Source organism: Streptomyces sp. NPDC006283, assembly GCF_040613325.1.
Taxonomy (GTDB): domain Bacteria; phylum Actinomycetota; class Actinomycetes; order Streptomycetales; family Streptomycetaceae; genus Streptomyces.
This window is the reverse complement of record NZ_JBEXRZ010000242.1, coordinates 1-10,632: the sequence shown is the minus strand read 5'-3', so window position 1 is coordinate 10,632 and position 10,632 is coordinate 1. Positions and strand designations below refer to the sequence as shown.

11 protein-coding genes and 1 pseudogene are annotated in these 10,632 nt (G+C 70.8%); 7 read left to right on the top strand and 5 right to left on the bottom strand.

Annotation, left to right across the window (positions count from 1 at the left end; genetic code table 11):
* A pseudogene (locus ABZ070_RS31820) lies at positions 1-92 on the bottom strand (ATP-dependent Clp protease proteolytic subunit); the annotation flags it as partial.
* Positions 93-262: 170 nt separating this feature from the next.
* On the opposite strand from ABZ070_RS31820, the gene ABZ070_RS31815 reads away from it, so the two are divergent.
* The 4 genes from ABZ070_RS31815 (at position 263) to ABZ070_RS31800 (ending at position 4,340) form a co-directional block, all read left to right on the top strand.
* The gene (locus tag ABZ070_RS31815; protein ID WP_356638912.1) at positions 263-1,210 is read left to right on the top strand and encodes a hypothetical protein; all 948 of its coding nucleotides are present in this window, start codon (positions 263-265) and stop codon (positions 1,208-1,210) included.
* The gene (locus tag ABZ070_RS31810; RefSeq protein ID WP_356638910.1) at positions 1,207-1,893 is read left to right on the top strand and encodes an aspartate/glutamate racemase family protein; all 687 of its coding nucleotides are present in this window, start codon (positions 1,207-1,209) and stop codon (positions 1,891-1,893) included. The genes ABZ070_RS31815 and ABZ070_RS31810 overlap by 4 nt, the downstream gene beginning before the upstream one ends.
* A gap of 25 nt (positions 1,894-1,918) precedes the next feature.
* Positions 1,919-3,610 carry a glycoside hydrolase family 13 protein gene (locus ABZ070_RS31805; RefSeq protein WP_356638908.1) on the top strand — a complete coding sequence of 564 codons (1,692 nt, stop codon included), beginning with the start codon at positions 1,919-1,921 and terminating at the stop codon, positions 3,608-3,610.
* Positions 3,611-3,815: 205 nt separating this feature from the next.
* Complete coding sequence (locus tag ABZ070_RS31800; RefSeq protein WP_356638914.1) at positions 3,816-4,340, top strand: DM13 domain-containing protein; 525 nt, start codon at positions 3,816-3,818, stop codon at positions 4,338-4,340.
* A gap of 45 nt (positions 4,341-4,385) precedes the next feature.
* On the opposite strand, the gene cpt is transcribed toward ABZ070_RS31800, so the two are convergent.
* Positions 4,386-4,925 (bottom strand): chloramphenicol phosphotransferase CPT, encoded by a 540-nt coding sequence (cpt, locus tag ABZ070_RS31795; RefSeq protein WP_356638906.1) that lies wholly within the window; start codon positions 4,923-4,925, stop codon positions 4,386-4,388.
* Positions 4,926-5,036: 111 nt separating this feature from the next.
* Complete coding sequence (locus ABZ070_RS31790; protein ID WP_356638903.1) at positions 5,037-6,500, bottom strand: membrane-associated oxidoreductase; 1,464 nt, start codon at positions 6,498-6,500, stop codon at positions 5,037-5,039.
* 340 nt (positions 6,501-6,840) lie between these two features.
* Here ABZ070_RS31790 and ABZ070_RS31785 point away from each other — a divergent pair, with 340 nt between their 5' ends.
* The gene (locus ABZ070_RS31785; RefSeq protein ID WP_356638900.1) at positions 6,841-7,251 is read left to right on the top strand and encodes a VOC family protein; all 411 of its coding nucleotides are present in this window, start codon (positions 6,841-6,843) and stop codon (positions 7,249-7,251) included.
* Between the two features lie 126 nt (positions 7,252-7,377).
* Here ABZ070_RS31785 and ABZ070_RS31780 read toward each other — a convergent pair whose 3' ends face one another.
* Positions 7,378-7,596, bottom strand: a complete 219-nt coding sequence (locus ABZ070_RS31780; protein WP_356638898.1) for a hypothetical protein — start codon at positions 7,594-7,596, stop codon at positions 7,378-7,380.
* A 20-nt stretch (positions 7,597-7,616) separates the two neighbouring features.
* Here ABZ070_RS31780 and ABZ070_RS31775 point away from each other — a divergent pair, with 20 nt between their 5' ends.
* A complete protein-coding gene (locus ABZ070_RS31775) occupies positions 7,617-8,120 on the top strand; it encodes a helix-turn-helix transcriptional regulator (protein ID WP_356638896.1) in 504 nt (167 codons plus the stop codon).
* 218 nt (positions 8,121-8,338) lie between these two features.
* Here the strand turns inward: ABZ070_RS31775 and ABZ070_RS31770 are convergent, their stop codons facing one another.
* Positions 8,339-9,013 carry a hypothetical protein gene (locus tag ABZ070_RS31770; protein ID WP_356638894.1) on the bottom strand — a complete coding sequence of 225 codons (675 nt, stop codon included), beginning with the start codon at positions 9,011-9,013 and terminating at the stop codon, positions 8,339-8,341.
* Between the two features lie 465 nt (positions 9,014-9,478).
* On the opposite strand from ABZ070_RS31770, the gene ABZ070_RS31765 reads away from it, so the two are divergent.
* Positions 9,479-10,632 (top strand): DUF1996 domain-containing protein (locus tag ABZ070_RS31765; RefSeq protein ID WP_356638892.1); only part of this gene is annotated, 1,154 nt, incomplete at its 3' end.

Here is a 10,632-nt window from a genome sequence, read left to right as displayed (position 1 = left end):
GGGTCCATCGACTCCAGGCACAGCAGCTGCGCCATCACGTCGTTTGCGGAGGCGTCGTCGATCTGCACGCCGAGGAAGATCACGCGCTCCTCGCGGGCACCGCCCTCGGCCTCGGCCGGCCGCCCGCGGCCCCGACCACAGACCTCCGCCCCGACCCCGCGGCGGCCCGAGCCCACCGCGCCGACCACCACGAACGGTTCCTGCCGCTCGTGACACCCCGCACCGCACCGCGTACCGACTTCGAGGACAAGGAACGACATCAATGACCCGCCCCACGCTGCTCGCCGGCGGCTCCGTCGCCCCCGCCGCACTCGCCCGCCCCACCGGCACCTTCGCGATGGTCGCCGCCGACCAACGCGACTCGCTCCGCACGATGATGGCCGAACGCGCCGGCGTGCCCGGCACGGACATCCCCGACGCGCGCCTCACCGACTTCAAGACCGCTGTGGCCCGCGAACTCGGCCCGCACGCCTCCGCGCTCCTCATCGACCAGGACTACGGCTACCGGCAGCTCGTCGACGGACAGGTGCTGCCCGCCGGCTGCGCGCCGATCCTCGCCGTCGACGTCCTGGACCAGCAGCCCGGCAAGGCCGTCGAGGACACGTCGCTGGACGAGACCGTCGACACCGTCAAGGTTGTCGCCGACAGCACCCGTGGCCTCAAGCTGCTGGTCATCTGGCGCCGCGACGGCCACCGGGAGCGCCGTGTCGAACTCGCCGCCCGCTTCGTCGAGTTGTGCCGGACCGCCGGGCTCGCCTCCGTCCTCGAACCGGTCGCCCGGCCCACCCGCGAGGAGGAGGCGGCCGGCACCTTCGTCCTCAACGACGCCATCGTCGAGGCGGCCCGCGAACTCGCCCCGCTCGCACCCTCGCTCTACAAGTGCCAGGTCCCCGACGGCGGCGTCGGCTCCGTCTCCCACCTCACCGAGCAGGCCGCCCGCATCGACGCCGCCGTGGAGGTGCCCTGGGTGGTGCTCTCACAGGGAGTCGCCGCCACCGACTTCCCGACCGCCGTCGAAGCCGCCTGCCGGGCCGGCGCCTCGGGCTTCCTCGCCGGACGCGCCCTGTGGACCGACGCCCTGACCGGCGACCGCGACGCCGCACTCCGCGGCCCGAGCACCGACCGGCTGCGCCGCCTCGGCGACATCGTCGACACCCACGGCCGCCCCTGGTGGAACACGACCGCCGCCCGTACCCAGGAGAACGCGTGACCAGCACCGCACCCGCCACGGCCCCGCGCGTCTGCGTGCTGCACACCGTCGCCGGCCTTCCGGCCGTCTTCGACCCGCTGCTGCGCGAACTCGCCCCGCACGTCCGCCCGTACCACCTCGTCGACGAGAGCCTGCTCGCCGACACCGTCGCGTACGGGCCGCTGCCCCGCACTGCCGCCCGCCTCACCGCCTACGTCACCCATGCCGAAGCGGCCGGCGCCGACGCCGTCCTGGTCACCTGCTCCTCCCTCGGCGCCGCCGCCGAACAGGCCCGCCCACTCGCCGGGATCCCGGTGCTGCGCATCGACGAGCCGATGGCCGCCGAAGCCGTCCGCACCGGCAGCCGGATCGCCGTCCTGGCGACCCTCGACTCCACGCTCACCCCGACCGCCGACCTGGTCCGGCGCGCCGCGGCCGAGCAGGGCGCCGTCATCACCCTCACCACGACCACCTGTCCGGGCGCCTACGAGGCCCGCACCGGCGGCGACCAGGCCCGTCACGACCGGCTCATCACCGAGCAGGCTCGGCGCCTGGCCGAGGACCACGACGTGCTCGTACTCGCCCAGGCGTCGATGGCGAACGTTCTGTCCGCCCTGCCCGCAGGTGCGCTCGGCGTGCCCGTGTTGACCTCACCCCGCTCAGGCACGGCCCAACTCGCCGCCGTCACACGAGTCCACCCCTGAACCGCGCCTCACCCAAGGACTTTCGATGCACACCCCCGAACCGCATCTCGGGCCCCAATGGTGGCGCAACGCCGTCATCTACCAGATATACGTCCGCAGTTTCGCCGACAGTGACGGCGACGGTGTGGGAGATCTCCCCGGAATCACCGCCCGCCTGCCCCACATCACCCAGCTCGGCGCCGACGCCGTCTGGCTCACCCCGTTCTACCCCTCGCCGATGCGGGACGGCGGCTACGACGTCGCCGACCACCGCGACGTCGACCCGCGCTTCGGCACCCTCGACGACTTCGACGCCCTCGTCGCCCGCGCCCATGCGCTCGGCCTGCGTGTCATCGTCGACATCGTGCCCAACCACACCTCGGACCAGCACACGTGGTTCCAGGAGGCACTCGCCGCACCGCCCGGCGGCCCGGCCCGCGCACGCTACGTCTTCCGCGACGGCCGGAACGGCGGCACCCGGCCGCCCACCGACTGGCAGTCCGTGTTCGGCGGCCCGGCCTGGCGGCAGGTCGACGACGGCCAGTGGTACCTCCACCTCTTCGACGCCACCCAGCCCGACCTGGACTGGACCCACCCCGAGGTGGTCGCCGAGTTCCATGACATCCTCCGGTTCTGGCTGGACCGCGGCGTCGACGGCTTCCGCTTCGACGTCGCCCACGGCATGGCCAAGGACCTCGCCGAACCCCTCCGCGACCTCGGCCCCGACCAGATGCACCACCGCATCGTCGGCGACGGCTGGCGCGGCGACCACCCGTTCTGGGACCGCGAGGAAGTGCACGGGCTGCTGCGCGGCTTCCGCCGCCTGACCGACACCTACCGGCCGCCGCGCCTCACCGTCGCCGAGTCCTGGGCCGCCCCCGACCGGCGCGGCCTCTACGTACGCGCCGACGAACTCCACCAGGCCTTCAACTTCGACTTCCTCGGCGCCTCCTGGGACGCCCCGGCGCTGCGCGCCACCGTCGACCGCTCGCTCGCCCTGGCCGGCGCCGTGGGGGCGGCGCCCACCTGGGTCCTCTCCAATCACGACGTGATCCGGCACGCCTCCCGGCTGGCGCTGCCAGCAGGCACCGACCAGGAGCGGTGGCTGCGGTCCGGTGGAACACAGCCACCGCTCGACCCGGACGCGGCCGGCCGCCGCGCCCGTGCCGCGGCTCTGCTCCTGCTGGCCCTGCCCGGCGCCGCCTACCTCTACCAGGGCGAGGAGCTCGGCCTGCCGGAGGTCGCCGACCTCCCCGACGAGGTCCTGCGCGACCCCGTCCGCGTCCGCTCGGCCGGCGCCCGCAAAGGCCGCGACGGCTGCCGGGTGCCCCTCCCCTGGGAGCGCACCGGCCCGTCCCTCGGCTTCGGCCCCGGACCCGGCTGGCTGCCCCAGCCGGAGACCTTCGCCGACCTGTCCGTCGAGGCCCAGCGCGGCGACCCGGACAGCACCCTCGGCGTCTACCGCGCGGCCCTGGCGCTGCGCCGCAAGGCCCTCACCCCTGACGCGGCCCTGCAGTGGAACTCACCGCCGCACGCGGACGTACTCGACTTCACCGCCGGCTCGCTGCGCTGCCTCGCCAACCCCACACCCGAGCCGGTCCTGCTGCCCGAAGGCCCCGAGGGCACGGCCACCGGCCCGGTGCTCAGCAGCGTGCCGCTGCACGCCGGCGCCCGCCTGCTGCCGCCGGACAGCACCGCCTGGTACCTCCTCCCGGAAACCGCATCGCCCGCACCATGACCGCGTGCCCGGTACCGGCCCGACCGGACGGCACCGGGCGCCGGACCGCCTCGTGCTCGGCGACAGGATGTCGAGCCAGGTCCTCACCACCGGGCTGCGGCGGCTGTAGCGCCGTCATCCGCCGTAACATTGCGTTATGGGCGGCTCTCCGGGCCGCGGTGCCCGATGTCGTCGAGTCGGCCTGAACGTCGAGGAGGAACACGTGGTGAAGCGTGAGGGCAGACGGCTTCGGGCGTGGGCGATCGTGGCGTTGGCAGTGGCAGCCGTGGTGGTGGCCGCGGGTCTGTACTGGTTCCAGCCGTGGAAGCTGTGGCAGGACCAGACGGTCGGCGAAGCCCTTCCCACCGCGGCGCCGGCCTCCTCGCCGCCGGGCGCCCCGCGGACCCTGGCCGAGGGAAGCCTGATCAGCCACGAGCACACCACCACCGGCACCGTGAAGATCGTCCGACTGCCGGACGGCTCGCGCATCCTCCGGCTGGAGGGGCTGGACACCAGCAACGGGCCGGACCTGAGGGTGTGGCTGACCGATGCCCCGGTGAAGGAAGGCAGGGCGGGCTGGCACGTCTTCGACGACGGCAAGTACGTCAGCCTGGGCAAGCTCAAGGGCAACAAGGGTGACCAGAACTACCCGATCCCCGCGGACCTGAAGCTGACCGAGTACACCAGCGTCAGCATCTGGTGCGACCGCTTCGACGTCTCCTTCGGCGCGGCCCGGTTGACAGCCACCTGACGGAGCGGGGGGCCGGCCTCATGCGGTGTGATCTTGAGAGGTGGATCAGGGTCGGCCGATGCGGGAGGCGATGGTTCGCGCGCACGCCAGCGACTCGGCGTGCGTCGTGTCCACCTCCAGGTCGTAGAACACCCCCTCGTGCACCGCATCCGCCTGCAACGCCGCCATTCCCTGAACCCGATCGCCGCGTGCGACCTCACGGCCTGCGGCGACCGCACTTTCACACCTGACGCCGACCCACAGCACAGCCACATCTCCGAGTGCCTTCTGCCAGCGTTGCTGGGACGCCGCTCCGCCGAGGAAGACATCATCGATGACGACTCGGGCGCCGGCGCGGACCATCGCCACAATGCCTTCCATCCAGGCCGCCTCCAGAACCCGGAAGTCCGCTCCGACATTCACCACGCCGTCCGCCGAGATCTCGATCCCTTCGGCCGACGCCTGCGTCTTCGCGGGCATCGCGTCGACGAACGCGTCGCAGCCGAAAGCCAGCCACGGCTCGGGCAGAACCTCCTGCAAGCACCGTACGATCCCGGACTTCCCCGCGCTGGAACCACCGTTGAGAATGATCATCTGAGTCGTCACCACGCCACCGTAGGGCGCGCCCCACCCCCCCGCGAAACGGATTTCCGCTGTGCACGGCACCGCCACTGTTCCGCGCTGGTTCCGCCGGGTTCCGCCGGGTTCCCCCGGGGGTCATTGACGGCTGACCGTACGGGTCACCCCCGCAACGACCGTCGTCGCCAGTATCCAGCCGGTGATGATCAGGGAGTACGACAGCCACTGGTGCCAGCCGTCGGGGGCGAACGCCGGCTCCTGGCCGAAGGTGATGATCGGCAGCAGCAGGTCCAGGGTGTAGAAGACGGGGTTGAAGTCCGGAGCTCCGCCCTGGATGGGGCGTGGATGCTCCAGGCCGTACACGATCGATCCGGCGGTCATGAGGGACAGCAGCCAGACGGCCGCGCGCAAGGGCCGGAAGCCGTAGCCGACGATGGCGTCCTGGATGTACCCCCACAGCCGGCCGTACCAGGTGAGCGTGGTGCGTCGGCGGCGCTGCTTGGCGAGTTGCACGAGCCGTGCCGCGTCGTCGTCACCGACGTGGCGGTAGGCGGCCGTCAACTGCTCGTAGACGTACGGGTCATAGCGGTCGCCGTCCCGCTCCAGCATCGGAAGACGACGCTCGGGGGGCTCGTGCGGCGTGAGCGCCGTGTAGGTGAGGTTGCTGAGATACACCTGGTCCGGCAGCATCTCCGGTTCAAGGGTCAGGATCTCGATGTGAGAGCGCCGCAGGTTCAGGGCTCCCTCGATGCGTTCACCCCCGCGCAGCCACAGTTCACCGAAGACACAACTGCTCGCCCGCAGTGCCGTGTCGCCGGGGTGGGACAGGCGGGCGTGAAGGAGGTCGAGACGGCCCGATATGCGCGAGCCTCGGAGCTCGACCCGCCCCTGCGCGACGAGGCACCGCGCTCGTACGTGAGCTCCAACATGGAGATTCTGCGCGTCCAGCGCCGTGCCGTCGGGCTTGTTGAACTCGGCGTCCTGAACATTGATGCGTCCGGCGACGGAGGCGCCGGTGAGGCGTACCACTCCGTGCGCGCGCATCCTGGGGGCCCACAAGTCGTCCCCGATCGCTGCCTGGTTGAGCTGAAGTACGGGCTCGGAGTCGTCCGGCGCCGTGAACTTGGCCCGCTCCATGAACAGCGCCCCGGAGATCTGAGCGCCGCCGAGCCGCACCGGCCCTCGCATACGGCAGCGCGTCATCCGCAGCGCCCCTTCGACCCGCAAGGTCCCCGAGTTCAGGCCCGGCAGAACGGACCTGCTCAGATCGAGCTGGCGCAGCTGGGCTCCGTACAGGCTGGGAACGCCGTCGAACTGGCACTGGCGCAGCCGGACAGCAGCGTCGATCACGGCATGGTTCAGGTCCAGTACGCCCGTGATCCGCGCCCCCGTGATCTTGAGTGCGGCGATCTCCCCCTCCTCCTGGGGAGCCTTGAGCAGCAGTGCCCGCAGCACGCTCGCCCGTACGGTCCGCTCGGCGCCCCAGGCGTCGCCGAGCGTCTGGTCCTCGTTCTCGGCGGCGCGGAAGTCCACGGGCTCGCCTCGCGGAAAGGCCCGCCATATACGCGTCTCGGCCGGCGTCAGATCGTTGATCGCGCTCACGCCGGGACTCTGACGTGCACCGTTCGAGCTGTCAACTGCCTTGAGGAGCAGGCCATGTAGACCGACCGGCGGACCGGGCGGCCGGGGTGCGACGCCGCCGCCCGATCGCCCCGCCGTGGGGCCGAGCCCGCGCCGGCTCGGCGCACGCAGCCCTGCCCTCGCACCGGAGGCCGGATGGACATATCGCCGTTCATCGGCGTCCGTCACGTGCGGTGACCAGGACGGTCCGCAGGCCGAACGGGCCTGTCCCGGCCGTCGCCGCGTTCGTCGGTGCACCACGCGCCTGGATCGATCAGGATTCGAGAAGCGCGGTCGTGGAGCCGCGCCTAGCCTGAGGGCCATGGACATCACCATTCACACAAGCTTCCTCCCGCACGACGACCCGGACGCGTCCCTCGCCTTCTATCGCGACGCCCTCGGCTTCGAGGTCCGCAGCGACGTCGGGCAGGGCACGATGCGCTGGATCACGGTCGGTCCCGTCGGCCAGCGCGACACGTCCATCCTCCTGGCGCCGCCGGCCGCCGACCCCGGAGTCACCGAGGACGAGCGCCGCACCATCACCGAGATGATGGCCAAGGGAACGTACGGCTGGATTCTGCTGGCCACCCGGGACCTCGACGGCGTCTTCGAGAAGGTGCAGGCCGGGAACGCCGAGGTGGTGCAGGAGCCGACCGAACAGCCGTACGGCATCCGCGACTGCGCGTTCCGTGATCCCGCGGGCAACCTGGTCCGCATCCAGGAGCTTCGCTGAGCCCTGGTGCCGGCCACCGATCCGGCTGTGTGGGCCGGTGTCGCGACGACCTGCGAGGACGCGGCGGCGGCCTACTCCTTTGAGCCACACCCCTCGACCAACGGGGGGCACTCAGCGCAGCGTTGGTCACGACGTCGGCTGCCGAGGCCGAGGTGGCGCGCACCCGCCGCCCCCTAGGGCCGCCGCCCGCATGCCCGCCGGGCCGGGCTCCGACCGCAGGCGTCCGTCCCGCTGCCGTGAGTCGTTGCCCGGCCGCTCGACCAGCTCGTCGACCACGGCAAGCCGGTCGTCACCGTCGAGCACCTCGCCGCATACGTCGGCATGCAACCAGGCGCTCGCAGACATCGATGAAAGGGAGTCTCCTCATGTGTCACCCCTCGTGGGGGCGCGCACTCGCCGCGGCGCAGCACCTGAGCGACCTCGCGCGACTGCGCCGTGTCCGGGACCGGATCGACCGGGAGCACGCGCGGCCACTCGACGTCGAAGCGCTCGCCCGCGGCGTGAACATGTCCGCCGGGCACCTCAGCCGCCAGTTCCGGCAGGCCTACGGCGCGTCGCCGTACGCGTACCTGATGACGCGCCGCATCGAGCGGGCGGCGGCGCTGCTGCGTCGTGGAGACCTCAGCGTCGCCGAGGTCTGCTGCGCGGTCGGCTGCTCGTCGCTGAGCACTTTCAGCAGCCGCTTCACCGAGCTGGTCGGCATGCCGCCCAGCGCCTACCGGCGCGGCGCGACGGGGCCTGCGGGCGATGCGGCGGGGATGCAGCCGTGCGTGGCGAAGCAGGCGACAAGGCCGGACAAGGATGACACGGACATGGCAGCGATGCATATTGAACCACCGTGTTGCGAACGGTACTTGCTCAACCGCTAGCGATTTACGCGTACGCGCCACACTTGCAATCGTCGATCTCTGTTCCGCAGAAATCGGCGGGGCCGACTCCCCCACCTGCGCTGTGTTCGCCGGACTCCTGCCCGCACATTGCGGATGTCAACTCCTGCCGGCCCGAGATACGTCAGGTGTCCATCAGGGGCGCGGGCGGACGGGCCGGCCGGTCAGGTTTCGGCCGGCCCGCCCGCCTCGAGGAGGGATCAGCTGCTGCGGGTGAAGACCTTTCCCCGGTCGGAGCGGGTGGAGCAGGACTTCTTCTCCGCGTCCGTCATCTTCCGGGACTTGACCATGACGGCGCTGTGCTTGCCGTCCGTGCCGTTCGTGGCCGGCCCGGTGATCACGTCGGGTACGAACCAGTAGTAGTGGCCCCACTTCGGGTCGTCGTAGTGGGTCTGCCAGGTGCCGGATATCTGCTGCATCACCTGTGCACGGGAGATCCAGCCCACTTCTCCCGGCCGCACGGTCACGGTGAAGGAACTGGTCTCGGTGTGGGAGCTCTGCCACGTGTAGTTGTACGTCGCGGTCACACTGGCGGTGATGATGCCTTCGATGCCGCCGCCGACGGTGACCGAGCCGCCGACCGAGTGGGAGGAGCCCACGGTGTCGGCCCAGCTCATGGTCTGCGAGGCGGGCGAGGTGGTGCAGTTGTAGAGCAGGTCGGAGACCTGGCGGGGCTCACCGAGATACGCCTCGCCGATCTCCGGAGAATTGAAGGTGCACTTGCCTTCACCGGAGCCGCAGTCCGCCAGGATCTGTGCACTGGTGGGCTGTTCCTCGGCCGTGGCGGGCAAGGCGGTCGCCGCGAGCGTCCCGAGCACGGTCGCCGTCAGCGCCGTCATGCGGCCGCCGTACCGCAGTACGCGGTTCTTCGTCATCGTCGTGTTGCCTCTCACCGTTCATGGGGGGACGGTGACTTCGCTGCGCCCTGATACTGGCGGGCTCGCAGTCACCGCCTGGTGCTCATGAGGCTCACGTAAACGACGGCTGAGCTACACCAAGGCTCGGTAAAGCTGTAGTTGATTCCGCAACCGAGGGGACGTCATATTCCTTTCACAGCAGTCAGGTTGGGTTCGACACCCTCCACCGACCGTGGTGGTGGGCCGGGCGGTACTGCCGGGAGGGCCGGTCGACGTCGACACCCCCGCACTCACCCGTTCGGCGGCCCCGCCGTCCCCTTGAGCGACTTGGCACAGGTACCAGTAGCCGTCACAGCGGCTTGGGAGCAGGCGACGGTGTCGGGCGGTTGAACATCCGACGAGGCCCGCACGTATGGGACTGCGCACGTGCCCTCGACCGGGCACCCCCATGTCCACCCGGCGATGAAGCAGATGGAGTGCCCGATGCGACAGTCAATGCGAAGACGTCCGAGAGCCGGAAGCCGCGTCGCCGCCGCCTCGATCGCGCTCATACTCGGCGGTGGCGGTCTCATCGCGGTCAACTCCTACGCCGCCGCCGGCGAAGGGCAGGGGCCTTGGCCGGGCGGCGGGAGCAGCCAGGAGCAGCCCCTGGCCGGCGAGCCTGTCGCGGCAACCGTCAAATGCCCCGAGGTCGCCAACGAGTTGCCGGAGGTGCCCGCGGCGGCCAGGCCGGAGGTCGACCGGGAACTGGCGACGATGGACAGTCAGATCACCGAGGCCTACCAGCGGTTCGCACAGGAGAAGGAACAGATCGCAAGAGATTCCCAGTTCGCCGGGAACGTAATCCTCGGACCGCTGCAGAGCAAACGGGAAGCCGGACTCGACCGGATCGCCGAAGCGATCGGCCGCTTCGACGGACAACGTCCTGAGGGACTGCGGGCACTGGCCCCCTGCACCCTGCTGACCGACGACGCCGACACGGAAGCCGGCAACGGCAAGGGCAACGGCGACCAGAGCCAAGGCGACCAGGGCGACGGGCAGGACGGCCAGGACGCCGGAGGCGGCCAGGCGGGCGACAACGGCGGGCAGGCGGGCAACGGCCCGCAGGCTTCCGACTTCAGCAACATCCGGTCCGTCCAACCGAACGTCACCGGGCCCGGCAGTCGCGGGGCCGGCTCCACGGGCACGTTCACCACGGACTGCGGTGTCAACGAGAACGGCAAGTTCAATCCCGACAACGTCATCGTCGCCCCCGGCGTGAGCAACGGCGCGCACCACATGCACGACTACGTCGGCAACCAGGCGAACGACGCATTCGCCACGGATGACGACCTCGCGTCGGGCGAGACCACCTGCCGCGACCAGGGCGACAGGTCCACCTACTACTGGCCGGTACTGCGACTGCAGAACGGGCAGGACGCCGCCGACAACAACGCGGACGGCGGCGGCAAGGACCAGAATGTCGGCGAGATCCAGACGCCGTCGGACGTCACGCTCACCTTCGAGGGAAGCCCACAGGGCAAGGTCACCGCGATGCCGCGCTTCCTGCGCATCATCACCGGTGACGCGAAAGCCTTCGTCAATGGTGACGCGAATGCCAACGCGTCCTGGAGCTGCACCGGATTCGAGGACCGCCA

Excerpts from the sequence above, each read along its gene's own strand:
- ABZ070_RS31815 (WP_356638912.1), top strand. The coding sequence starts at position 263 with ATGACCCGCCCCACGCTGCTCGCCGGCGGCTCCGTCGCCCCCGCCGCA.
- ABZ070_RS31805 (WP_356638908.1), top strand. The coding sequence starts at position 1,919 with ATGCACACCCCCGAACCGCATCTCGGGCCCCAATGGTGGCGCAACGCC.
- ABZ070_RS31785 (WP_356638900.1), top strand. The coding sequence starts at position 6,841 with ATGGACATCACCATTCACACAAGCTTCCTCCCGCACGACGACCCGGAC.
- ABZ070_RS31780 (WP_356638898.1), bottom strand. The coding sequence starts at position 7,596 with ATGTCTGCGAGCGCCTGGTTGCATGCCGACGTATGCGGCGAGGTGCTC.
- ABZ070_RS31775 (WP_356638896.1), top strand. The coding sequence starts at position 7,617 with ATGTGTCACCCCTCGTGGGGGCGCGCACTCGCCGCGGCGCAGCACCTG.
- ABZ070_RS31770 (WP_356638894.1), bottom strand. The coding sequence starts at position 9,013 with ATGACGAAGAACCGCGTACTGCGGTACGGCGGCCGCATGACGGCGCTG.